The sequence below is a fragment of the Paenibacillus sp. GCM10023252 genome, assembly GCF_042653305.1.
Classification (GTDB): Bacteria; Bacillota; Bacilli; order Paenibacillales; family Paenibacillaceae; genus Pristimantibacillus.
In genome coordinates this window covers 304,865-328,000 of the sequence record NZ_JBHSHW010000021.1, presented here as the reverse complement: position 1 = coordinate 328,000, position 23,136 = coordinate 304,865, and the positions used below count along the sequence as shown (strand labels likewise).

The 23,136-nt window shown below is 53.1% G+C and carries 21 protein-coding genes; 9 read left to right on the top strand and 12 right to left on the bottom strand.

The genetic code is table 11. From position 1 onward, the window contains the following. Window positions 1-3: 3 nt before the first annotated feature. The 6 genes from nth to leuC form a co-directional block, all read right to left on the bottom strand. Window positions 4-708 (bottom strand): endonuclease III, encoded by a 705-nt coding sequence (nth, locus tag ACFO9Q_RS12575; protein WP_379182416.1) that lies wholly within the window; start codon window positions 706-708, stop codon window positions 4-6. Between the two features lie 127 nt (window positions 709-835). Further along, window positions 836-3,541 carry an S-layer homology domain-containing protein gene (locus tag ACFO9Q_RS12570; protein ID WP_379182414.1) on the bottom strand — a complete coding sequence of 902 codons (2,706 nt, stop codon included), beginning with the start codon at window positions 3,539-3,541 and terminating at the stop codon, window positions 836-838. 17 nt (window positions 3,542-3,558) lie between these two features. After that, a complete protein-coding gene (locus tag ACFO9Q_RS12565) occupies window positions 3,559-4,089 on the bottom strand; it encodes a GerMN domain-containing protein (protein ID WP_379182412.1) in 531 nt (176 codons plus the stop codon). Window positions 4,090-4,107: 18 nt separating this feature from the next. After that, window positions 4,108-5,724: an N-acetylmuramoyl-L-alanine amidase gene (locus tag ACFO9Q_RS12560; RefSeq protein WP_379182410.1), complete on the bottom strand. Its 1,617-nt coding sequence runs from the start codon at window positions 5,722-5,724 to the stop codon at window positions 4,108-4,110. A gap of 228 nt (window positions 5,725-5,952) precedes the next feature. Then, window positions 5,953-6,552, bottom strand: coding sequence for a 3-isopropylmalate dehydratase small subunit (gene leuD / locus ACFO9Q_RS12555; protein WP_379182408.1), 600 nt, complete (start codon window positions 6,550-6,552; stop codon window positions 5,953-5,955). A 28-nt stretch (window positions 6,553-6,580) separates the two neighbouring features. Beyond that, window positions 6,581-7,999 (bottom strand): 3-isopropylmalate dehydratase large subunit, encoded by a 1,419-nt coding sequence (gene leuC, locus ACFO9Q_RS12550; RefSeq protein WP_379182406.1) that lies wholly within the window; start codon window positions 7,997-7,999, stop codon window positions 6,581-6,583. Window positions 8,000-8,138: 139 nt separating this feature from the next. Between leuC and ACFO9Q_RS12545 the strand changes: the two genes are divergently transcribed. Beyond that, on the top strand, window positions 8,139-9,044 hold the full coding sequence (locus tag ACFO9Q_RS12545) for a LysR family transcriptional regulator (protein WP_379182404.1): 906 nt from the start codon (window positions 8,139-8,141) through the stop codon (window positions 9,042-9,044). Here ACFO9Q_RS12545 and ACFO9Q_RS12540 read toward each other — a convergent pair. After that, a complete protein-coding gene (locus tag ACFO9Q_RS12540; protein ID WP_379182402.1) occupies window positions 9,041-9,835 on the bottom strand; it encodes a carbon-nitrogen family hydrolase in 795 nt (264 codons plus the stop codon). The two genes, ACFO9Q_RS12545 and ACFO9Q_RS12540, sit on opposite strands and share 4 nt — an antisense overlap. A 139-nt stretch (window positions 9,836-9,974) precedes the next feature. Between ACFO9Q_RS12540 and ACFO9Q_RS12535 the strand changes: the two genes are divergently transcribed. The 8 genes from ACFO9Q_RS12535 (at window position 9,975) to mtnB (ending at window position 17,944) form a co-directional block, all read left to right on the top strand. Further along, entirely contained in the window at window positions 9,975-10,430 is a 456-nt protein-coding gene (locus tag ACFO9Q_RS12535) for a hypothetical protein (RefSeq protein ID WP_379182400.1), read from the top strand. Window positions 10,431-10,519: 89 nt separating this feature from the next. Further along, entirely contained in the window at window positions 10,520-11,758 is a 1,239-nt protein-coding gene (locus tag ACFO9Q_RS12530; RefSeq protein ID WP_379182398.1) for a pyridoxal phosphate-dependent aminotransferase, read from the top strand. Between the two features lie 266 nt (window positions 11,759-12,024). Beyond that, the gene (gene proB / locus ACFO9Q_RS12525) at window positions 12,025-13,128 is read left to right on the top strand and encodes a glutamate 5-kinase (RefSeq protein WP_379182757.1); all 1,104 of its coding nucleotides are present in this window, start codon (window positions 12,025-12,027) and stop codon (window positions 13,126-13,128) included. 34 nt (window positions 13,129-13,162) lie between these two features. Beyond that, window positions 13,163-14,440, top strand: a complete 1,278-nt coding sequence (locus ACFO9Q_RS12520) for a glutamate-5-semialdehyde dehydrogenase (RefSeq protein ID WP_379182396.1) — start codon at window positions 13,163-13,165, stop codon at window positions 14,438-14,440. A gap of 21 nt (window positions 14,441-14,461) precedes the next feature. Then, window positions 14,462-15,346 (top strand): pyrroline-5-carboxylate reductase, encoded by an 885-nt coding sequence (proC, locus tag ACFO9Q_RS12515; protein ID WP_379182394.1) that lies wholly within the window; start codon window positions 14,462-14,464, stop codon window positions 15,344-15,346. Next, the gene (locus ACFO9Q_RS12510) at window positions 15,343-16,572 is read left to right on the top strand and encodes a 2,3-diketo-5-methylthiopentyl-1-phosphate enolase (protein ID WP_379182392.1); all 1,230 of its coding nucleotides are present in this window, start codon (window positions 15,343-15,345) and stop codon (window positions 16,570-16,572) included. Before proC ends, ACFO9Q_RS12510 begins: the two co-directional genes overlap by 4 nt. After that, the gene (locus ACFO9Q_RS12505; RefSeq protein ID WP_379182390.1) at window positions 16,569-17,285 is read left to right on the top strand and encodes a 2-hydroxy-3-keto-5-methylthiopentenyl-1-phosphate phosphatase; all 717 of its coding nucleotides are present in this window, start codon (window positions 16,569-16,571) and stop codon (window positions 17,283-17,285) included. The genes ACFO9Q_RS12510 and ACFO9Q_RS12505 overlap by 4 nt, the downstream gene beginning before the upstream one ends. Then, window positions 17,285-17,944: a methylthioribulose 1-phosphate dehydratase gene (mtnB, locus tag ACFO9Q_RS12500; RefSeq protein ID WP_379182388.1), complete on the top strand. Its 660-nt coding sequence runs from the start codon at window positions 17,285-17,287 to the stop codon at window positions 17,942-17,944. Before ACFO9Q_RS12505 ends, mtnB begins: the two co-directional genes overlap by 1 nt. A 54-nt stretch (window positions 17,945-17,998) precedes the next feature. On the opposite strand, the gene ACFO9Q_RS12495 is transcribed toward mtnB, so the two are convergent. The 5 genes from ACFO9Q_RS12495 to ACFO9Q_RS12475 all read right to left on the bottom strand — a co-directional run bounded on the left by ACFO9Q_RS12495 (window position 17,999) and on the right by ACFO9Q_RS12475 (window position 23,069). After that, window positions 17,999-18,691 carry a DnaD domain protein gene (locus tag ACFO9Q_RS12495; RefSeq protein WP_379182386.1) on the bottom strand — a complete coding sequence of 231 codons (693 nt, stop codon included), beginning with the start codon at window positions 18,689-18,691 and terminating at the stop codon, window positions 17,999-18,001. 82 nt (window positions 18,692-18,773) lie between these two features. After that, a complete protein-coding gene (locus ACFO9Q_RS12490; RefSeq protein WP_379182384.1) occupies window positions 18,774-19,994 on the bottom strand; it encodes an acetate/propionate family kinase in 1,221 nt (406 codons plus the stop codon). Continuing rightward, window positions 19,994-20,866 carry a 3-hydroxyacyl-CoA dehydrogenase family protein gene (locus tag ACFO9Q_RS12485; protein WP_379182382.1) on the bottom strand — a complete coding sequence of 291 codons (873 nt, stop codon included), beginning with the start codon at window positions 20,864-20,866 and terminating at the stop codon, window positions 19,994-19,996. Before ACFO9Q_RS12485 ends, ACFO9Q_RS12490 begins: the two co-directional genes overlap by 1 nt. Window positions 20,867-21,028: 162 nt before the next feature. Beyond that, window positions 21,029-22,534, bottom strand: coding sequence for an AAA family ATPase (locus ACFO9Q_RS12480; protein ID WP_379182380.1), 1,506 nt, complete (start codon window positions 22,532-22,534; stop codon window positions 21,029-21,031). Further along, window positions 22,527-23,069: a hypothetical protein gene (locus tag ACFO9Q_RS12475; RefSeq protein ID WP_379182377.1), complete on the bottom strand. Its 543-nt coding sequence runs from the start codon at window positions 23,067-23,069 to the stop codon at window positions 22,527-22,529. Before ACFO9Q_RS12475 ends, ACFO9Q_RS12480 begins: the two co-directional genes overlap by 8 nt. Between the last annotated feature and the right edge of the window lie 67 nt (window positions 23,070-23,136).

Sequence of the window (23,136 nt, the reverse complement as noted above, 5' to 3'; positions counted from 1 at the left end):
TAATCATCCTTTACTCGCTATATTTGGTTGCTTAACCTTCTTAGCCTTAGCTGCCACAGTCGAAGCCGGCTTCATTCTCCGCTTGCCTTCCTTGCAATGCTCAAGCAGCGGACATACCGGGCATTGCGGGTTCTGAGCCTTGCAATGATACCGTCCGAAAAAAATAAGTCGGTGATGAGTTAGCGTCCATTCCTCTCGGGGCACTAGCTTCATCAGCTTCTTCTCCACTTCCAGCACGGAATCATCCGCCTTAGCCGCTCCTAATCGCTTGGATACGCGGTCCACATGAGTATCAACGGCTATTGCCGGCACTCCGAATGCATTCGATACAACCACATTCGCTGTCTTACGGCCCACTCCAGGCAGCTCAGTTAGTTGAGCGTGCTCTTCAGGCACTTCTCCGTCATACTTATCAATCAGAATTCGGCAGAGCTTCTGGATGTTGGACGCCTTGCTGCGGAACAGTCCGATTCGGCGAATATCCTGCTCCAGCTCCTCCACAGGAACCGCAAGATAATCTTCCGGCCGCTTATACTTCTGGAACAGAGTCTGTGTTACCTTATTCACGGTCTCATCCGTGCACTGCGCTGACAGCAGCACGGCAATCGTCAATTCGAACGGATTGCTGTGGTGCAGCTCGCAATGCGCATCTGGGAACATCTCAGCCATCACGTCCAGAATATAACGCATCTTCTGCTTACCGGTCATCGTCCTCTCTCCCTTGAACACTATCGTTCAAAGTGTAGCGAAATTTGACACACTTCGCAACTAATCTAAACGCTTTCCTATAAAAAAACTGCCCAAAAGGGCAGTTTGGACACATAAGTCTAACAATTTACTGTTTTCTGATCTCTGTAACCTTATTCTTGTACACGTAGAGGATGATGGCATCGCCGTCCTTCAGATCACTAAGCGATCCCGTAGTACCGCCCTCAAGCGTTATCTGTGTGCTAGCATCTACATTGTACTTATAGTCCGTCTCTGTCAGCAATCGTCTCACCAGCACTTGACCGGCAGCGGCATCATACTTCCAGAACTTCTTCGTAAGCCCTGAGTTAACTGCGATGACAACCGCATCCTTCTCATTGCGACGAAGCTCCACCCTGTCACCCGCCTTCAGCGCAGCTGACGATGAACTAGTCGTCCCATTCTTAATGATCTGGAATCCTGCACCGAGAGCAACGGTTGTCGTTGTTCCCGAATAGTCTGTAATGGCGACTGAGTTGCTGCTGACCGACTGTACAATGCCATAGGATACGGCCACGCTGCGCAAGGAGACAGGCAACTTGCCGATGAAGCCCACATTGACTGTTGTGCCAGGAGCAAGCTCGGTGTAAGGCAGCTTAACGCCATTCTCATCTAGGATGTCCAGTGAAGATGCTGCTGCTTCGACGACTGAGCCATCACTTCCAGTGAGCTTCAGCTTCTTGGCAACGAGATCAATCGAAGCTACTTGATACTGCAGCGTACGGTGGACTTGAATAGCTGCAACCTTGTCCTGCGTACTGTTCAGCAGCACCGTTAGCTTATCCCCTGCCCGCAGATCATTCAGTGTTGACGAGGCTTGTCCTGCTGCCTCCACGCCAAGCGGTGAGTTATAAGGCAAGGATATCACAGAGCTTCCATCAAGCTGTAGCGTAATAATATTGTTCGTTGTATTGAGCGACAGCAGCGATCCGGAGTACTTGAATACGAATTGCAGCAGGACGACTTTTTTTCCTGTGAATCCAACTGTAATTTTCCCGTTTTTTACCAATAACCCTTTGACCGCTTCCAATGTCATAGAAGTTCCGTTGTAATCTACTTTAGTTTTAGCATCGAGATAGAAGGATTCAGGACTAGTGCCAGTAGAATCAACAACTGTTAGCAGATTAGTCACAGGGTCAAAATTCTGTACCTGCGCCCCAACAAGCGTCTCAACCTTGCGATTAAGCACCTCAATCTTCGTCACCTTATCATTCGCATCAAGCGTCAGCTGAATCTGATCAGTCTCCCTAATCAGGTCATTAATAGTGGCCCCGCTGAACCCGTCGATCTTCACGTCAACCGAGAAGGCGAGGAACTTCGTCTCCAGCTTCGTGCCATTCTGATAAGAGATGATCTTGCCATCGGTCGAATAGAACTGGCCTTGAACGGTCTTCTCGCTTGTCTGGAGTACGTTAATGCGAGTGACGGAGTTGTTCTTCACCTCATATGAGATTCGATCTCCAACGCGCAGATCAGCAAGTCCCGAGAGCACCTCTCCTTGCCAAGTAACGATGACACCAGTTGGTACAGTCAGCTCCGAAGACGTACCGTCAGAGCTGTCCTTCACCTTAATTGTGCCTGCAAGTACATTGATTGACTCTATCGTGCCTTCATCACTCTTGTTAATCGGGGAAGATTGTACGGTAATAGATAGAGCAAGCGGCGACTTGCGGAACGTATCCTGCGTCACTACGACTTCGCTGTCTCTAGTTAGATCACTGAATTCAAGCTCCTTGCCCGCACTATCCTTCACAATCAGTTGGTCATCGTAGGCAATATCCACAGTATTGTTCTCTTCTTCATTCCACAGCTTAATGATCTTGCTGCTAGGAATGATACGGTCGATCGTGCCCGTAATCTTCTTCACATGGGGCTCGTCGCCCATTAATTCAATATACAAGGCTTGCCCGGCCTGGCCGATGACCGTCACATCGTGATACAGCTCAAGATCTTCCAGCTGCACGGGTTGCTCCGAGTTATATCTATAGACTGCTGTACGATCCGTCAGCTCATATGAGCGCTCTTCCCCGCCTGCATATACGATAATGCCATCTTCACCTACTGCCGTCAGGACACCGTCAATCTCACCTTCATACTGCACCGGATACAGCGCCTGCGAGCGGCTGAATAGTGTGGCTAGACTGGCTCGATTCACATTCGCCTTCGGATCGAATTGGTCGACCGTGACGCCCTTAATTAAGCCAAGCTGCGACGCAGCATTAATATAACCCAAGTATTCCTTGTCAATCTTGTCTCTGTCCGTGAAGGCAGACGCTTCATTCTGCAGATCCAGCGCGAGATCCTCTTCCCCAATCGCCTTCACCATCAGCTTCGTCACCCACTCTCGGGAAGCGGGCTTCGAGCCCCACTCGTTGCCCTTGTCCTTCTGAGCCAGTGCGAACTCTTCCGATCGATCCAGCAGGCCCTTGTCGAATGCAAGCATTATGTACGACTTGTAGAAGGTGCCAACGACGAAGTCCTTCGGGAAAACAATCGCTTCGCTCTGCTTCACCTCATCATCCAGTCCCGCGAATCGGAGAGCAATTAGAACGGCTTCCTGCTGAGAGACGCTCCGCTGCGGCAGGAATTGTCCATTATCATAGCCGGTAAGTATCCCTTGATAGGCAAGCTTAGCAATATGCTTCTCCGCCCAGAACCCTGCCTTAACATCCGTGAAGGATGTAGCAGGCTGCAGAGCTGCAGCCAGCGTCGCACTTGGAGCAATACCTGCTGTTAGTAAGGATAAGGCAAGGGCAGATGCTGCCCACTTCGACTTCGATGTGTATAAGTTCATTCCTGTACTTCCCCCTATTAGGATTTGTGAATGGGATGCTGAAGCTCCATATGGCCCATTAAGCTGTCTACGGCTTGACCATCAACCAATAAGTCCAAAGCCTTCACCTCTTGAAGCTGGAATACCGTCCTCTGAATGGTCTGCAGGGCTAGATCTTCGCCTGGACCTCCTAGCCTCGCTTCGTCAGGAATATGAAGATCGACAGTGAGCTTACCGTCTCCTCCTGACCAAGTAATCTGCTTGAACTCAATCTGCTTCCACAGTGAGACGAGATTGTCTTCCCCGTCCTCCTGCAGGGCTGCCAGTACCTTCTCCAACTTATCTTGTTCGGCAGAGTAGGTAATCGATCTCTTCTGCTCTACCACTCCCATTCCTTCAGCATCGGGATAGTAGATACTAATCTCCTGTGTCACGGTTGCAGGCTGTGGTGAAGGTGAGGATGATGCCTGCCCTGCAGGGTTATCTTCGTCGCCTGAACGGCTGCAGCCAGCTGTCCATACGAGCATAACGGTAAGAATGAGCAGCGCCCCGAGTCTGGCCATCTTCATGAATGAGTACCCCGCCCTCTAGGATAATTTCAAATATTCCTTAATGCCTGCCACAATCTCTGAAGCTATGCGATCCTGGGTTGCAGGATTGAACAGTGCAGCTGCATCTGTCTTGTTCGATAGATAACCCGCTTCCAGCAGGATGGCAGGCATCGTCGTCTCCTTGATGACCTTGAAGGCTGCTTGCCTCACGGAACGGTCGCGTAGCCCTGTCCCCTTCAGCAGATGCTTATGCATGACTGTAGCGAAGGCCTTGCTGTTCGCCCGGTTATAGTAAGTCTCGGTTCCATTGATGTCCGGATTATAGCTGTTCGCATGAATAGAGATGAACAAGTTCGCCTTGTTCGTCTCTGCGAACTTGACACGATTAGCTAGTTCAATGAACGTGTCATTAGAACGGGTCAGGAGCGGCTTGATCTTCGTCTCCTTGTCCAATAACGCCTTAACCTTAAGGGTCACAGCGAGATTGAATTCCTTCTCCCATCGGCCATTGACAGACTTCGCACCAGGGTCAGTTCCGCCATGCCCGGCGTCAATGACAACCTTGTATACGCCTGGCGGGACAGATGGAATCGGTGTAGGGGTTGGTGATGCCGTCGGCGTTGCTGTAGGCGCCGGGCTTGGCGTCACTTCACCTTCCGAAGGATAATCAACGCCTATGGACAACTCACCATCACGCTGCGTAACTACGTAATCAGTCGTTGTAGACAGATCCAGAACGAGTCTTACGACAGACGGAGACTTGCTATAATACGAGAATCTGATCTTGCTTAACGCCGGATGGTTGCTGACGGCTATCTCGCCCACCTGAGCGTTCAAGCTCGTGAAGCCTGGCGTGAAGTTGGAGCTGAATGCAGCCCCGGTCAGATCGAATACAATCCGCTTCGGATTATCGAGTTCAACAGGCTTCCCTACCGTAACTTGTCCATCATAGGTCAACGTTACCTCTGCTGTGCCATCATAGTAGATCGAGTTAATCGTTCCAGTCGGCTGCTCGGCCGGAGTGCTCGTCGGACTGACAGTCGGTGAAGGCGTCGGTGTAGCTGGCTTCGGTGTACCTACAGGCGTCGGCGTAGCTGACGGAGGAGTTGACGCTGGTGTTGACGTTGGCTTAGGAGTTGCTGTAGGGATAGGTGTCCCCGACGGCTTCGGTGTTGGTGATGTGCTTGGCTTCGGTGTTGGGGATGCCCCTGTATGGCTCTGGTAGATGTGTACGGACTTCGTAGGACCGTCCCAATACACCTCCATACCTAGATGCTTGCCGAGGAAGGAGATCGGCACCATCGTATTGCCCTTCATAATAATAGCCGGTGCATCCATGGCAATCGTCTTGCCATTCACCCGCGCTGACTTATTGTCAATGGTAAGAAGCACTTCGTCAGCTTCGTTATGTATACGCACTTGTCTCGTGTCATTCAGCCACTTCACATCCATGCCTAGTCCCTCGGTAACCGTTCGGGCTGGCACCAGTGTGTAGCTGTTCACAATCTGGGGGTTAATCTTGCCTTGCAGCAGCTTGCCGTTCAAGTACAGCTTCGGAACGACCGGTGCCTTAGGGGCAGCAGCTTGTCCAACCGTTGTGCAGATAGTAAATAAAACCGACATCATTAATAGTATTGCTACTAGCTTCTTCATTCTCCACCTCGATGACTGATATTGCCCGTCACCCGAATGAGAGCTCATTCGACTTAACTAGACGAGAATATAGACGCAATCTGTCGCAAAAAGTTGCGTAAAGATGGAAAAAGGAATGAACAATTAAGCCAACGTCTATTTACAAACTTCCACGCTTCAAAAAAAGTAGAGCTACCTCATTGGCGGATTCACCAATAGATAACTCTACTCTAGTAATTGCTAGCTCAACTAGCCCATGTATGCCGGACGATTCTGTTCGTAAGCCGTAATCTTATCTTCGTGCTGCAGCGTCAGACCGATATCGTCCAGACCTTGAAGCAGGAATTGACGGCGATGCTCATCAATGCTGAACACGATCTCTAGACCGTACTCATCGGTAAGGCGATTGTTCTCCAGATCAACATTCAGCTTGTAGCCTTCATGCTTAGCCGTACGCTGGAACAGCTCTTCCACTTGCTCTTCGCTTAGCTTGATAGGCAGAATGCCGTTCTTGAAGCAGTTGTTGTAGAAGATATCCGCATAAGACGGAGCGATGATGACCTTGTAGCCGTAATCCAGAATCGCCCACGGCGCATGCTCACGGGAGGAGCCGCAGCCGAAGTTAGCGCGTGAGATCAACACAGAGGCACCTTCGTAACGCGGCTTGTTCGGCTCGAACTCCGGGTTCACGTTGCCGCTCTCGTCGAATCTCCATTCGAAGAAGAGGAACTGGCCGAAGCCGCTGCGCTCGATGCGCTTCAGGAATTGCTTAGGAATAATGGCATCCGTGTCAACATTGACGCGGTCTACCGGGGCAACGATGCCCGTAAGTTGTCTGAATGCTTCCATATCGGTAATACCCCTCTCACACGTTCAATTAGTTGAGCACTTCTGTCTTGAATTCCCAGTCGCGCACATCGTAGAAATGTCCCTTAACCGCTGCAGCAACCGCCATGGCAGGAGACACCAGATGTGTACGTCCTCCGCGGCCTTGACGTCCCTCGAAGTTCCGGTTCGATGTAGAAGCACAGCGCTCGCCTGGCTTCAGCACGTCTGGATTCATCGCCAGACACATCGAGCAGCCAGCGTCACGCCATTCGAAGCCTGCTTCGGTGAAGATCTTATCCAGACCCTCTTGCTCAGCTTGAATCTTGACGCGGCCTGAGCCTGGAACGACGATGGCGGTCACGCGATCGCTCACCTTATGCCCCTTCGCTACTTCAGCCGCAGCGCGAAGATCTTCAATCCGGCCATTCGTACAGGAGCCGATGAATACATAATCAATCGGAATCTCGCTCATCGGAGTACCCGGCTTCAGATCCATATATTCAAGTGCCTTCTCGGCAGCCTTGCGTTCATTCTCAGTCGGCAGATCCTGTGGATTCGGAACGGAGGACGTGATGTCGGTTCCCATCCCAGGCGAAGTTCCCCAGGTCACTTGCGGAATCAGCGAATCTACATCGAAGTCAACTACGGTGTCGTAGACGGCACCTTCATCAGTCGTCAGCTGCTTCCAGGCTTCTACCGCTTCTGCATAGTTGTCTGGCGCGTACTGGCGGCCCTGCAAGTATTGGAAGGTCGTCTCGTCTGGAGCGATCAGGCCCGCGCGAGCGCCGCCTTCGATCGACATGTTGCAGACGGTCATCCGCTCTTCCATCGTTAAGGATGAGATCGCTTCGCCTGTATACTCAATGACATAGCCGGTGGCGAAGTCTGTGCCGTACTTGGCGATAACGCCTAGAATCAAGTCCTTCGCAGTTACGCCTGGCTTGCGCTTGCCTACGAAGCGAACTTCCATCGTCTTCGGCTTCGACTGCTGCAAGCATTGAGTAGCCATGACATGCTCCACTTCACTTGTTCCGATGCCGAACGCGAGTGCGCCGAATGCGCCATGCGTAGATGTGTGGCTGTCGCCGCATACGATCGTCTTGCCCGGATGCGTTAGGCCTAGCTCAGGGCCCATGACGTGCACGACCCCTTGGTCGATGCTATCTAGATCGAATAAGGTAACGCCGAAGTCCTTGCAGTTCTGCGTCAGCGTATCAATCTGCTGCTTCGAGATCGGATCCGTAATGTTGAAGCGGTCCTTCGTCGGTACGTTGTGATCCATCGTTGCGAACGTAAGGTCCGGACGACGCACCTTGCGGCCTGACAGACGCAGCCCTTCGAACGCTTGCGGAGAAGTTACTTCATGCACCAGCTGAAGGTCAATATAGATGATGCTTGGCTTGCCTTCTTCTTGATGAATGACGTGATTGTTCCAGATCTTTTCGAACATCGTTTGTTTGGTTGTCATTAGAATTCACCCCATCAGTTCAATAACTCGCTCTTTGTTATTTGATGAATCTAGCTTAGCATTTCTTTCTTCATTGATCCAAGATATAATATCTATAACCGCTATAGGTGCTAACTATAAGATAAGGATGTTGCTAATTATGGAACTAAGACAGCTCCTCTATGTCATTCAGATTGCTAAGGAACATAACTTCTCACGTGCCGCGGAGAAGCTCCATATCGCCCAGCCTTCCTTAAGCCAGCAGCTGTCCAAGCTGGAGCAAGAGCTTGGTGTCCTGCTCTTCAGGAGGACAACCAACTCTGTAGAACTGACGCAAGCCGGCACCGTCTTCGTTGACAAGGCTCAGACGATCCTCGATACGATCGAGCAGCTCAAGCAGGAGATGGACGATATGGCCCAGATGCGCCGCGGGCGCCTCGTCGTCGGCACGCTTCCTATTACCGGTTCTCACATTCTTCCTCTTGTGCTGCCTGTGTTCGGTGAGCGATACCCTCAGATTGAGATTGTGCTAGTGGAGGACACCTCTTCTCGACTAGAGCAGCTAACGGCCAGCGGCGGAACCGACCTAAGCCTGCTAACCCTGCCGCTCGAGGACGACACTTTGACATGGAACCCTCTCCTTGAAGAGGAGATCTGCTTAGCCGTTCATCCGAGCCATCCGCTCGCCTCACGCCAAGATGCGGTAGCCCTTGAAGAGCTGCAGAGCGAACCATTCATCGGATTGAAAAAAGGGCAAGGCTTCCGGCAGATTACGGTCGACCTGTGTGAGAAAGCCGGCTTCACTCCCCGTATCGTGTTCGAGAGCAGCAATATTGAGACGGTGCAATCTCTGGTTGCAGGGGGGATGGGAATTGCTCTTGTTCCGCAGATGCTCACTAGAATGAAGGGCAATGAATTTACGCCGGTCTACCTTCCTCTCTCATCGAAGCCGACAAGAACGCTCATTATTGCCTCACGCAAGGGCCGATATTTATCGAAGGCCGCGGAAGCTTTCATCACAACCCTGAACCAGACAGTGAACGATTATCGCGGACGATTAGATTAATAGAGGGAAGGTCTGCGGTCCTCGAACACCGGAATCTTCGCGCGAACGGCGTCTACCTCAGACAGATCGATCTCGGCGTAGAGAATGGTCTCTTCCTCTCCTGCCTCTGCCACGACCTCGCCCCAAGGGTCAATGACCATCGAATGGCCGAAGAAGCTCGTCGTACCACTAATCCCCATCCGGTTGCAGGCTACCACGTACATCTGGTTCTCAATGGCACGCGCCGTTAGCAGCGTTCTCCAATGATGAAGCCGCGGATTCGGCCATTCCGCAGGGACGAACAGCAGCTTGGCACCGCCAAGCGCAATCTTGCGTGACAGCTCCGGGAACCGGATGTCATAGCAGATCATCATCCCAGCAGAGGTAGAGTCGATCGTAGTATGACCCAGCTTGTCTCCAGCCAGCAGATGCTTCTCCTCCTCCATCAGCCGGAACAGATGAATCTTCGAATAATCATCGATGAGCTCTCCAGCCCGATTGAAGCTGTAGATCGTATTGTATACTCCGGCCTCTCTCTTCTCCGCAATAGATCCGGCAATAATATGGACGCCGTGCTGGCGGGCGAAGCTGCTAATCATGGCCTTGGTCCGCTTACCCTCCTCATCGGACAGCCATTCAATCTCATCTAACGCGTAGCCTGTATTCCACATCTCAGGGAATACCAGTACATCCGGCTTCCCTTCTACGTTCATTGCTTCATGCAGCATTCGATCCAGCTTGTTATAGTTGATGTCGGGGCTGCCTGCCTCTATATTCATTTGCAACAGGGCCAGCTTGAGCCTCTGACTCATATTCATTCCTCCCTTTATTAGCCGATCGGTCGTTCAGGCTTACTTTTTTCCCTAATGATACCGCCTCATGGTTCGATGTCAAGATGGGAACGATAAGTGAAGAACTTCCTACTACGTATGATGAAGGAGATTACCCAAGATGACAACTCTAATGAGGTTCGGCGCTGCACTGCTCCTCTGCCTTAGCTTAAGCATCGGCTTCACGCAGCCACATTCCTCTGCCGCTGCCGCTCCGGAGCAGCCTGACAAGCCTGTGCAAGTGTTCGATGTCGCAGCCGGAAGAGTCGTTAAGACGATTCCGAATGATGATGAGTTCCAATCGCAGGCGCAGAGCTGGCTTGAATCTGTAACAGGATTAGCCCCTCAGCTGCAGACCGACGATAGCTGTTCCTATGTATACCGAGTACCGCTCAAGCAGCCCGTTAACCTAAGCGTTCAAGCGACTGCTCTCACTGCTGATGAGATCTTCCTCTTCTATTGCCAGGACAAGCCGCCTCTGCTGCTCATCTTCGATGCGCAGCGCCGTCCTAATCTGCTACTCTTCAATGCAGACATCGCCCCCTTCCTCAAGAAGGTTGGAATTCCCGCTTCCTAAGCAGGGGCTACTCGACAGCTTATAGAGGACATGCTACATTAATCCTATTATGCTTGTTATGCCCTATAAGCCGTGGAGAGTGAGTACGAATGAGAGCACAGATTGGAAGTAAGGTTATTGAATCTGCAGAGCGTATGCAGGGCTTGCCCGCCCAGTTCTTCGCGAAGCTCGTTGCGAAGGCGAATGCGCAAGCCGCCAAGGGCAGAGATGTCATCAATCTGGGACAAGGCAATCCGGATCAGCCGACCCCTCCCCATATTGTTGCGAAGCTTCAAGAAGCAGCGGCTAATCCGCTCTATCATAGGTATCCGCCGTTCAGCGGCTATCCCTTCCTTAAGGAAGCCGTAGCTAAGCGATATCTGGAAGACTATGGCGTCGACGTGGATCCTGCTGCAGAGGTGGCGATTCTATTCGGCGGCAAGACTGGATTAATTGAGATCTCGCAATGTCTGCTGAATCCGGGAGACTATTGCTTAGTTCCCGATCCGGGATATCCAGACTACTGGTCCGGCGTGTCGCTGGCCGGCGGCCGCATGTCCTTCATGCCGCTGCTCCGACACAATGGCTTCCTGCCTGATTACAAGGCCATTGATCCCGCCATTGCGGAGCAGGCTAAGCTGATGTTCATTAATTATCCGAACAATCCGACGGGCGCTGTAGCAAGCAGTGAGTTCTATGAGCGTACAGTTGAGTTCGCCAAGGAGCACGGTATTGTCGTCGCGAGTGACTTCGCCTATGGCGGCATCGGCTATGGAGGGCAGCGTCCGGTGAGCTTCCTGCAGACTCCTGGAGCGAAAGAAGTCGGTCTTGAATTCTACACCTTGTCCAAGTCCTATAATATGGCTGGGTGGCGAGTAGGCTTCGCGATCGGCAATCCCCAGATCATCGCGATGATTAACCTGATTCAGGACCATTATTACTGCAGCCTGTTCGGTGGAATTCAGGAAGCGGCTGCAGAAGCGCTGAATGGTCCTCAGGATTGTGTTAGAGAGCTGAATGAGCTATACGAGCGCAGGCGCGAAGCTCTGTTCCAAGCGCTTGATGAGATTGGATGGAAGGCGGCAAGGCCCGGCGGCTCCTTCTTCTGCTGGCTGCCTGTACCGGAAGGATACACCTCGGAGCAGTTCGCTGATCTTGTCCTTGCGGAAGCCGACGTTGTCGTTGCTCCTGGCGCTGGCTTCGGCACCCACGGAGAAGGTTATGTCAGGCTCGGACTATTAACGAGCGAGGCTAGACTCCAAGAGGCGGTTCGCCGTATAGGCAAGCTTGGTTTGTTTACAGCCCCTCTCGTTCGTGATATGCTAAGTGGAACTGAACATACAACGTGATGACGGGAATAGTAAGCCTGTGAAGCTCAAGACCAGAGAGTAGATTCCGAGGCTGTGAGAATTTACCTTGAGCCCTTGCTGAACCCAGCCCCCGAACGGCCGGTGATGAACCGGACAGCGCCTCCTGTTATGAGGCCCTAAGCAGGATGACCCCACTTAAGACGGGTCGTCAACGAAGGTGGTACCGCGGAAGCCCAGACTTTCGTCCTTTTCTATAGGACGGGAGTCTTTTCTATTTGTATACGAGAGGGGTTGTTGTGATGCCCATGCCGGAATGTATGGTTGTGAAGATAGGAAGCTCCTCACTCACTTCGGATGAAGGCGGACTGACGAGAGAGCGTATAGCCTTCTTCGCAGGAGAGCTGGCCGCACTGCACAAGGCGGGTCACCCGCTGCTGCTTGTCACCTCAGGCGCGGTCGCGGCCGGATTCAAGAAGATCGGATACACGACTAGGCCTAAGCTCGTGCATGAGAAGCAAGCGGCAGCGGCGGTAGGTCAAGCGCTGCTCATGCAATGCTATCAGGAGGCCTTCTCGAGCTACGGAATAGGTGTGGCTCAGATTCTGCTGACAAGAGCAGACTTCTCGAATCGAAGAAGGATGCAGAATGCACTCATGACCATTGAGGAATTATTAAGACTTCGAGCTATCCCCATCATTAATGAGAATGACACGGTAGCGACGGATGAGCTGAAGTTCGGCGACAATGATAATCTGTCTGCACTCGTCGCGAATATGGTGAAGGCTCATCGCCTAGTTATTATTACAGATATCGACGGGTTGTACACCGGCGACCCCAGGCACAATCCTGATGCAGTCCGAATCGAACGCGTAGATCAGATCTCGGAGAACATCATGAAGCTTGCTGGCGGTGCTGGTTCATCCGTCGGAACGGGAGGCATGCGCTCGAAGATTGAAGCAGCGAGAATGGCCATGCGAGGCGGCGTACATACGTTCATCGGACGCGTGCAGGAGCCAGGCGATCTGCAGCTTGCTGTAAGCAACCAAGGCAAGGGAACCTACTTCGATACGAACCTCCACTCTCTCCCGATGAAGAAGCAATGGCTTGGCTTCCACTCTATGCCGCAGGGGAAGATTACGATCGACGAAGGAGCGCAGGACGCCCTGCTCGTTCGCGGCAAGAGTCTGCTGCCGGCAGGCATCAGGCAGACGGAGGGAGACTTCCATCCAGGGGATGTCGTTGTCGTTGTCAATGATGCAGGTGAGACGCTTGGCCGCGGAGTAGTCAATTATGAAGCGTGGCAGGTGCAGGCTGTCGCTGGGCTGAGTACGGATGAAGTACGTCGGAGAGTTGAAGTGAACCGAATCGAAGTTATTCACCGAGATGAATGGATATCACTCCATTCGTGAAGGATGGAATCATGGGAGAGGAGATGGAGAGCTGATGAGTGAAGTACGAACGAAGGCGGCGCTTGCGAAGCGCGCCGCGGTGGTCATGAACCGCTTGACGAAGGAGCAGAAGAATGCTGCGCTGAGGACGATGGCAGATGCGCTGATGACCGAGCAAGCCTCTATCCTGGAAGCGAATAAGCTCGATCTGCAGAGAGGCAAGGACGGCGGCACCTCCCCTTCCCTGCTTGACCGTCTGGCGCTGACGGAGGAACGGTTAGCAGGGATGGCCGAGGGACTGCGTCAAGTTGCTGAGCTGCCAGATCCAGTCGGCGATCTGCTGGAGGAATTCGAGCGCCCGAACGGACTAAGGGTTCAGAAGGTTCGCGTGCCTCTTGGCGTCGTAGGCATGATCTATGAAGCTAGACCTAATGTTACCGTAGATGCGGCAGGACTGTGCCTGAAGACGGGCAATACGGTCGTCCTTCGCGGCGGATCGGCAGCGATTGATTCGAACCGCAGGCTGATAGCCGTACTCCAAGCTGCCCTAGCCGGCACAGCTGTCCCCCCGGATGCGATTCAACTGATTGAAGACGGAGACCGTGCCTCTGTGAATGAGATGCTGAAGCTTAACGGGCTGCTCGATGTCGTCATTCCTCGAGGGGGCGCTTCTCTCATCCGCACGGTCGTTGAGCATGCAACCGTACCTGTCATCGAGACAGGAGCAGGAATCTGCCACACGTATGCAGACGCCAGTGCTGATGCAACCATGCTGTCTGACATCGCCTACAACGCTAAGGTTCAGCGGCCTTCGGTCTGCAATTCCATGGAGACGCTGCTGCTCCATGAATCGTTCGCAGATCGCCATCTTATAGAGGTCGCTCAGCGGCTTCAGGAGGCAGGCGTAGAGATACGAGGCTGCGAGCAGACGGTGAAGCGGCTCAGTCTCGGTGGCAGTGAAGCTGCACGGACGGCTCAAGTACATGCTGCCTCGGATGAAGACTATGCCACAGAATACAATGATTATATTGTGAATATCCGCGTTGTCTATTCCTTGGATGAAGCGCTCGCCCATATCGACAAGTACGGTACGAAGCATTCAGAGTGCATCGTTACAGCAAGCGAAGACCATGCCCACAGATTCCTTCAGGAAGTGGATGCGGCCGCGGTCTACCATAATGCCTCTACCCGCTTCACAGACGGATTCGAATTCGGCTTCGGCGCAGAGATTGGCATTAGCACACAGAAGCTGCATGCGCGGGGACCGATGGGTCTACCTGCCCTCACTTCTACCAAATATCGAATATACGGAAGCGGTCAAGTCCGCGGATAAGCGTATGGAGGGTTGAACGAGATGATAATTAGAAATGGCATAGAACCAGGAGCCACCCTCGGTGACAGCAAGCTGTGCTTCTACGGCGCAGGCTCTATGGCCGAAGCTCTTGTAAGTGGTCTAATTGAGCAGCGAATAACAAGCCCGGACCGCATCTCCATGCTGAACCGATCGAATGCTGAACGTCTCACGGAGCTTAGCACTCGCTATGGCGTTCACACGACATTAGTCGATGCGGAGAAGAATCGCGCGATCGCTGAGTCGGATATTCTGTTCCTTGCGATGAAGCCGAAGGACGCGGACGCTGCTCTCGATGCAATCCGCGGTCTCATCCGAGACAAGCAACTGATTGTCTCCCTCATCGCGGGTCTCTCCATCTCAACGCTTGAGCGTATGCTGGGCAGCTCTGTCTCCATCGTCCGTACGATGCCTAACACGTCCAGCAGTATCGGACTCGGAGCTACGGGAATCTCCTACTCGAGTGCGGTAACCGATCACCAGCGGGCACTGGCTGAAGCCATCTTCCAGTCCGTGGGCATTACTGCAACGATTGAAGAGAACTTGCAAGAAGCGGTAACCGGTGTATCTGGAAGCGGTCCTGCCTATGTGTACTACTTCATGGAGGCGATGATGAAGGCCTCAGTACAGATGGGCATGCCGGCGGAAGCGGCACAGCAGCTCATCGTTCAGACGGTGCTTGGAGCGGCCGAGATGGTCCGCTTGACCGGTGAAGAGCCTGCTGAGCTGCGCCGCAAGGTAACCTCCCCAGGAGGTGCGACACAGGCAGCTATCGAGGTGATGGATCGGTACCAATTCACTGATGCTATCGTGCAAGCTGCCATTCGATCCGCTGAGCGTTCTGCTGAGATGGGAGCTTCGATTGAGAGGAGTACATTGAAGTCATGAGTTCAGTATGCATAGCCACGTATCGTGCGTTCGATGATCAGGCAGACTTCCACAAGAAGGCGCAGTCCATTGCCGTTGGCCTAACGGTTGGAAGCTGGACGGAGCTGCCCGAAGCCCGCAAGGCGGAGATGGAGAGGCATCTGGGCAAGGTGCTCTCCGTTCAGGTCCATGAGCCTGCTGACGGCGAACTCGGTCAGCGGTATGCGGATATTCGAATTGCCTATCCCGACATTAACTTCTCTAGAGATATCCCGGCCCTATTAGTGACCGTATTCGGCAAGCTGTCGATGGACGGCCGGATTAAGCTGCTTGATCTGGATGTATCCGAGGAGTTCCTGTCAGCCTTCCCAGGACCGAAGTTCGGTCTAAGCGGCGTTCGCAGACTGCTGGGTGTGGAGGAGCGTCCGCTGCTCATGAGCATCTTCAAGTCCGTCATCGGACATGACCTAGCTGGACTTCAGGATCAATTCTACAAGCAAGCGCTCGGCGGTGTGGATCTCATCAAGGATGACGAGATTCTGTTCGAGAATCCGTTGACTCCGTTAGAGCGCCGAGTGGAAGTGTGCATGGAAGCGGCACGGAAGGCCGAAGTAGAGACGGGACAGAAGCTGCTGTACGCCGTCAACTTGACGGGACCAACCTCTCAACTCGCGGTGAATGCCCGCAAGGCTGTTGCGGCAGGAGCGAACGCGCTGCTGTTCAACGTGCTGTCTTACGGTTATGACGTTCTTCATGAGCTAAGCAAGGACCCGTCGATTCCGATCCCCATTGCAGCTCATCCAGCTATGGCGGGAAGCATGTACCCTTCCCCTCATTACGGTCTGAGCGCTTCCCTCTTGCTGGGCAAGCTTATGCGGCTGGCTGGCGCGGACCTCGTTCTGTTCCCGTCACCGTACGGCTCGGTGGTCATGCCGAAGGAAGAGAATCTGGCCGTCCGCCAAGCCTTGCTCGAGCCGGCAGGCCAGCTTAAGACCTCCTTCCCTGTTCCGTCCGCAGGCATTCACCCCGGTCTGGTACCGCTCATCCTGCGCGACTTCGGAACGGATGTCGTCGTGAATGCTGGTGGAGGCATCCATGGTCATCCGATGGGGACCGCAGCAGGCGGACAAGCATTCCGTCAAGCCATTGAGGCAACCATGCAAGGCATTCCGCTGGCGCAAGCAGCGGAGCAACAAGGATACGAACCGCTTCGAGCGGCTATACAAGCTTGGGGGATCAGAGAATGACATTACAGCTAGACAATCAGCATCAGAGCCCGCTGCAGCCGAGCAAGCGAGGGGTCATCTTCTGCGACTTCGACGGTACGATTACAGTGAATGACAACATTATCGCCATTATCAAGCACTTCAATCCTGATGGCTGGGAACCTATTGTTGAGGCTATCATTAATCAGACCATGTCGATTCAAGATGGTGTCGGACAGCTGTTCCGCCTCCTTCCGTCTTCCATGAAGGATGAAGTCATCTCCTATGCGCTGAATCAAGTTCAGCTGCGAGACGGATTCGCTGAGCTGCTGGAATATTGCAAGCAGCAAGACATTGACTTCTACGTCACGAGCGGCGGCATCGACTTCTTCGTCTATCCCGTCCTGGAGCCCTTCGGCATTGCAGCCGATCATATATTCTGCAATGGGAGCAGCTTCGAAGGGGAGCGGATCACGATCGAATGGCCTAATCCTTGCGATGAGCATTGCACCAACCATTGCGGCATGTGCAAGCCTACGATTATGAGGAGATTCAATCCCGAGCAATATGAGCGCATGATTATCGGTGACAGCGTGACCGACTTCGAAGGGGCGAAGATTGCAGATCTCGTCTTCTCCCGCTCCCATCTATCGGTGAAGTGCGATGAGCTCGGCCTCGCTCATACGGCATTCGACACCTTCCATGATGTGATTCATCATCTGCGCAAGCTGAAGAGAGAGGAGTCGTGGGCATAATGACTTATAGCAGCATCCCGCTTGAAGAGAAGCAGCGTGCGTTAGCCGAGCTGCGTGAGGTGAAGGAGCTGTTCGCAAGTCGGGGGTGGTTCCCTGGCACGAGCGGCAACCTGTCCGTTCGCACAGGAGAGTTCAGCCCAGATCAGTTCCAATTCGCGATTACAGCCAGCGGCAAGGATAAGACCGTCCATACCCCTGAAGATTATCTATTCGTTGATCAAGACGGGGTGCCTTGTGAGGCGACGAAGCTCAGGCCATCGGCCGAGACGCTTATTCATTGCGAGATATACCGGCAGACCGGGGCTGGCGCTATTTTCCACGTGCATACGATCTTCAACAATGTCATCTCCGAGTACTATTGGGACCGCCGCGCAGTGCCTGTAGACGGTGTTGAGCTGATCAAGGGATTCAACATCTGGGATGAAGAAGCTCAGATCGATATCCCGATTGTATCCAACTTCGCCGATATCCCTCGCATCGTGCCTGAGGTGACCGAACGGCTCCTGGCGGATCAGCGCATCCCTGGCATCCTGCTTCGCAAGCACGGCATCTATGCCTGGGGGGCGAATGCCTTCGAGGCGAAGCGTCATGTGGAGGCGTTCGAATTCATCTTCGAATACGTGTACCGCTTGGAGCTGCTGAAGCAAGGGAAGGTATAAGGATTAGAAGCCTGTATGTGCTGATATAAAAAAAAGAAGCTAAGCCGCTGCGGCTTAGCTTCTTCCTCCTCCACGAAACTTGTGCGAATGAGCACGTGCTTCGTCTTCGTTCGTCACTCGATTGCGACTCCACTCGATCAATATGCGGTCAATATAGCGGAAGCTCAGCTTGCCTGCGAATACCGCTTCCTTCAAGGCGAACCGAATAATCTCCTCCGCATAGCGATCTTGGTCGATCCACCCGCTAATCGTCTCACATTCCATCGGGGACAGCAGACGACCGAATTCCTGCTCGAAGACAGAGAACAGATTCGCCGACTCCGCTGCCGATGAACGCTTAATGGGTGTAGTCTTCTCGGCCTTGCTGGCCGTCTCCTTAATCTGTCCTGCATTCCATTCCGATGCTTGCAGCAGCCAGCCGCTCCAGTTGTACCGTTCGGATTGGATGCCCGTCCGCGGGTCCAACTGTTCGTCAATCGTCAGCAGCTGATCCTTCATCAGACGGCTGAGCATCCCTTCCACGGCTCTGGTTGTCGTGCCGAGGCGCTCTGCGAGTTCATCTGGGGTCGGGAATTCTTGCCCGCCCGCATCGCGGAATTCCATCAGCTGCAGCAGCAGCATCGCTTCAGAATCTGACATTCCTAACTGTCGATAGGAGCGCAGCAGAAGTGCTGGAACGTAGACACCGCCATCGTTCATAACGGACGCCATGCCTCTGGCGTACGCCTTCCACATATCATTCTTCAACGGTATGGTTCCCCCTGCCCTATATCGCCTGTATGCCTATGTGCTTAATTGTTCCTATATACGCGAATGCTGCATGCTATGGTTATGAGTGTTGCTCTGTCCCTGCAGCCATGGCCAGCTCATACGTATCCCGAGCGATCAGCAGCTCTTCATTCGTCGGCACAACCAGTACCTTCACACGCGACGCCTCGGTAGAGATATATCGGGCTTCCTTGCTTCTCTCCGCATTCTTGGCGGCATCCAGCTCAATGCCGAGGAAGGTTAGCCCTTCACACACCGCTTGACGCAGCACGACGGAATTCTCGCCGACGCCGGCGGTGAAGACGAGCACGTCCACACCATTCATCCCCGCAGCATAGGCGCCAATGTACTTGCGAAGTCGGTACGTGTACATATCGAAGGCAAGCCGAGCGTTCTTATCCCCCTCCGCCATCGCTTCGGTAATCTCCCGCATATCACTGCTAAGGCCGGATACCGCGAGCATCCCGCTATGCTTGTTCAGCATGGAGTTCACTTCATTCAGCGTCAAGTCCTCCTTGTTCATGACGAATGGAACGATCGCAGGATCGAGATCCCCGCTTCGAGTACCCATCATTAGACCTTCCAGAGGAGTCATTCCCATACTCGTATCGAAGGACTTGCCATCCAAGATAGCCGTGCAGCTAGCGCCATTGCCGATATGCGCAGTGATCATCTTCAGAGAGGCTAGAGGCTGTTCCAGCAGCGCTGCAGCCTGCGCACTCACATAGGAATGGGAAGTGCCATGGAAGCCATAGCGGCGAATCTTGTGACGCCTGTAGAGCACCTTAGGAATTGGATACAAGTACGAAGCTTCCGGCATCGTCTGGTGGAAGGCTGTATCGAAGACGACTGCCTGCGGAACATTGGGCATATTCGCCTCGACTGCAGAGATTCCCATCATATGTGCAGGATTGTGGAGCGGCGCAAGATCGAACAAGCGCTTAATCTCCTGCTTCACCTCCGTTGTGACGAGCACCGACGACTTGAACACTTCGCCTCCGTGCACCACTCGGTGACCGACCGCCTCGATCTGGGAGATGTCGCTGAGAATGCCGTGTTCCGGATGAAGCAGCATGTCAATGACGCGCTTAACAGCCGTTACATGATCCAGTATCTCGCTCACATCGCGAACCTCAGCCTTATCAGCCGGTTCATGCGTGACGATGGATGAGTCCATCCCGATACGCTCCACGCGCCCGCTTGCGAGCACCGACTCGTCCTTCATATCGTAGAGCTGGTACTTCAGCGAAGAGCTGCCAGCATTCATGACTAGTACTTTCATTACACCCGGTCTCCATCCTTGTCATATTTGAAAAATCCGATGCCCGACTTCACGCCGAGATGTCCAGCCCGCACCATCTTCTTCAGAACAATGGATGGCCGATACTTCAGCTCGCCATACTCACGGAACATCCGGTCCAGCGCAGCAAGCACCGAATCAAGCCCGAAGCGGTCCGCCATCTCGAATGGACCATGCTGGAAGGAATAGCCGATTCTCATCGCGCTGTCGATATCTTCCGCGGAGGCGACCCCTTCTTCTAGGACATGAAGAGCCTCATTAATGAACAAGCAGATGAGCCGTGTTGTTACGAAGCCAGGTGACTCGAACACCATGACTCCCTTCTTCTGAATCACCTCTTCAACGAAGTGCTTCGTCCGGTTGAATGTATCCTCCGACGTTTTAAGACCGCGAACGATCTCAACCAGGTCAATCTTGGATACGGGATATATGAAATGGGCACCAATCACCCTCTCAGGCAGCATCGTTACCGATGCCAGCTCAGTTAAGCTTAAAGTCGATGTATTGGAGACTAGAATCGCATGCGGTGAGCAGATTTCGTCCATTTTACGGAAAACCATTTTTTTGCTTTCTAAATCCTCCGTGATGGTCTCAATCACCATCTCACAGCGCGCAAGATCCGCATAATCCTCCGTCATATGAATACGGCTCAGAATGAGCTTCTTCTCCGCTCCGGTTAGTGCCCACTTCTCAATCTGCTTGTCGAGGCTCTGTTCAATCATCTGCTTGCCTGAACTCAGCTTCTCGGTTGAGAGCTCAATTAAGTATACGTCGAGACCCTTGGATGCCAGCATCTCAGCTATCCCTTGTCCCATCGTGCCAACTCCGATAACTCCTACATTCCTTACTGTCACTTCAGTTTCCTCCTAGGTGCCTGCTTCCAACTGCATCGTCATCGATGCGTGAATGAGAACCATTCTCTCTAATCTATCTATGCCTTCTTATTATAACTAATTCAGACAAAAATAGAAGGCGGACGCATGGTCCGCCTTAAAATTGTTAAAATGAAAACGTTATTAGACACTCTGGAGCGATCCAGCCTCTGAGATCAGCTTGCGGAACTGCTCACCGCTGAGCGTCTCTTCCTTCACCAATATATCCAATGACCGCAGGAACACGTCACGCTGTGCTTGAAGGAGCCCCTTCGTACGGAGCATCAGCTCATCCAGAATGCTCTTGTTCACCTTCGCCCAGCTGTCTGGCGTCATCATATGATTATCAATAATACCTAGCTCCGTTAATCCGCTCTCCACCATTGTGCGAACGATGCTCATTGCGGTATCGAAGTCACCGCGGGAGCCTGTGCTGCGGTCACCGTAGAACAGCTCTTCAGCTGCAGCTCCGCCCAGCGCAACCATAATCTGATTGTTCAGGAATTCCCGAGTATACAGATACCGGTCCTCCTGAGGATTGTGACGAACATAGCCAAGCGCTTGACCTCTAGGAGATAGTGCAACCTGAGATACACTGCCCGGATTAACAAGCTCTGCCGTTATCGCATGGCCGAGCTCATGTAGAGCTACCCGCTCCCGCTCTTCCTTCGTCGATTCACGGTCCGTCTTCTCCCCCATCATGACCTTGTCGATGGCCATAGACAGATGGGACTGCTGAATAGCAGCGCTCTGTTCTCTCATCGCATAGATAGCCGCTTCGTTCATGACACTCTCGAGCTGTGCACCGGAGAAGCCGAATGATTCCTCTGCAATCTTCTCCAGGTTAATACCCTCAGCCAGCGGCTTGTTCTTCGCATGGATGGCTAGGATATGGTGACGACCCTTCTTGTCCGGCAGATCCACCCCAATATGGCGGTCGAATCTGCCTGGGCGGGTAAGGGCGCTGTCGAGCATCTCCTTACGGTTCGTCGCCGCCATGAGCAGGATGCGAGGAGACTCGGATGTATGAATGCCGTCCATCTCGGTGAGCAGCTGGTTCAGCGTCTGATCATACTCTCGATGCTGGCCGCCGTCACGCTTACCGCCAATGACGTCAATCTCATCAATGAAGATGACCGCGCTGCTCTTGCCTTCCTTCTCAGCCTTCTGCCTCGCGTCCTTGAACAGGTCGCGGACGCGGCCTGCGCCAACGCCGACATACATCTCAACGAACTCACTGCCGGATGCCGCCATATAGACGGAATCCGTATAGTGCGCTGCTGCCTTAGCCAGCAGCGTCTTCCCTGTGCCCGGAGGTCCGGTAAGCAGTATCCCCTTCATCGGCCGAATGCCCAGCTTCGCAATCTCCTCCTGCTTCACAAGGAAGTCGAGCGACTCAATCAGCTCTTGCTTCGCTCGCTCTTGACCGCCAATCTGCTCGAAGGAGAGCGGTGCGGGAAGATTAGCTCTGCGGGAACGCTTGCCTGCAGCAGCAGTCAGATTGCCTCTGCCGCCCTTCGCTGTATACAGGAAGGCAGCTGCGAAGAGGGAGATGAGTATGAAGGGAACGATGTTCACCCCTCGAAGCAGCAGGAACAGCAAGAGGACGGGAACAACCCCAATCGCTATCTCTCGGTAATACTTAAGCATTAGACCAAGCCTCCATTCGTGCTGGAGTGCGCGGCAATACGACATACTTCGCTGCACCTTGGCTCTTCATAGTGATATACACATTGCTATCATCCATATCTGTAGTCGCCTGCACATCAGGGTGGTCCTTCATGAGCTGAGACATGGCAGCAGGGATATTGGAATACGTCTGAGTCTCCATCGCTTCAGCAACCTCGAACAGAATGGAAGACCACATCTTCTCCAAGCGCTGATCCGGCTTGTTCTTAATATCAAGCTGCAGCTCACGGTCCCCAATGGAGCCGCTGCCTTCCTTCATAATCCGGCTATATATATCATGCAAGTTCGCATTATCATCCAAGAGCAGGCTTACCGTAACGAGGTCAGGCTTGAATTGCGGCTGTTCCGAGGATACGACGCCCGGAAGCTTGTTGACAACGCCTTCGAGAGGCGCCTTCACCGCCACCTGATGATAGATCAGCCAACCGCCGAACAAGACAAGAGCCGCGGCTGCGGCAGAGATAAGAATAGGCATAATCCGTAGCTTCGTCATCATGTGGAATAACCCCCTTATATCCATTCATGTATACTATCGTCTATCAACTTCGATATAAGAGAGTATA

Coding starts and splice junctions, on each gene's coding strand:
- nth (WP_379182416.1), bottom strand. CDS start 708: ATGACCGGTAAGCAGAAGATGCGTTATATTCTGGACGTGATGGCTGAG.
- ACFO9Q_RS12570 (WP_379182414.1), bottom strand. CDS start 3,541: ATGAACTTATACACATCGAAGTCGAAGTGGGCAGCATCTGCCCTTGCC.
- ACFO9Q_RS12565 (WP_379182412.1), bottom strand. CDS start 4,089: ATGAAGATGGCCAGACTCGGGGCGCTGCTCATTCTTACCGTTATGCTC.
- ACFO9Q_RS12560 (WP_379182410.1), bottom strand. CDS start 5,724: ATGAAGAAGCTAGTAGCAATACTATTAATGATGTCGGTTTTATTTACT.
- leuD (WP_379182408.1), bottom strand. CDS start 6,552: ATGGAAGCATTCAGACAACTTACGGGCATCGTTGCCCCGGTAGACCGC.
- leuC (WP_379182406.1), bottom strand. CDS start 7,999: ATGACAACCAAACAAACGATGTTCGAAAAGATCTGGAACAATCACGTC.
- ACFO9Q_RS12545 (WP_379182404.1), top strand. CDS start 8,139: ATGGAACTAAGACAGCTCCTCTATGTCATTCAGATTGCTAAGGAACAT.
- ACFO9Q_RS12540 (WP_379182402.1), bottom strand. CDS start 9,835: ATGAGTCAGAGGCTCAAGCTGGCCCTGTTGCAAATGAATATAGAGGCA.
- ACFO9Q_RS12535 (WP_379182400.1), top strand. CDS start 9,975: ATGACAACTCTAATGAGGTTCGGCGCTGCACTGCTCCTCTGCCTTAGC.
- ACFO9Q_RS12530 (WP_379182398.1), top strand. CDS start 10,520: ATGAGAGCACAGATTGGAAGTAAGGTTATTGAATCTGCAGAGCGTATG.
- proB (WP_379182757.1), top strand. CDS start 12,025: ATGCCGGAATGTATGGTTGTGAAGATAGGAAGCTCCTCACTCACTTCG.
- ACFO9Q_RS12520 (WP_379182396.1), top strand. CDS start 13,163: ATGAGTGAAGTACGAACGAAGGCGGCGCTTGCGAAGCGCGCCGCGGTG.
- proC (WP_379182394.1), top strand. CDS start 14,462: ATGATAATTAGAAATGGCATAGAACCAGGAGCCACCCTCGGTGACAGC.
- ACFO9Q_RS12510 (WP_379182392.1), top strand. CDS start 15,343: ATGAGTTCAGTATGCATAGCCACGTATCGTGCGTTCGATGATCAGGCA.
- ACFO9Q_RS12505 (WP_379182390.1), top strand. CDS start 16,569: ATGACATTACAGCTAGACAATCAGCATCAGAGCCCGCTGCAGCCGAGC.
- mtnB (WP_379182388.1), top strand. CDS start 17,285: ATGACTTATAGCAGCATCCCGCTTGAAGAGAAGCAGCGTGCGTTAGCC.
- ACFO9Q_RS12490 (WP_379182384.1), bottom strand. CDS start 19,994: ATGAAAGTACTAGTCATGAATGCTGGCAGCTCTTCGCTGAAGTACCAG.
- ACFO9Q_RS12480 (WP_379182380.1), bottom strand. CDS start 22,534: ATGCTTAAGTATTACCGAGAGATAGCGATTGGGGTTGTTCCCGTCCTC.
- ACFO9Q_RS12475 (WP_379182377.1), bottom strand. CDS start 23,069: ATGATGACGAAGCTACGGATTATGCCTATTCTTATCTCTGCCGCAGCC.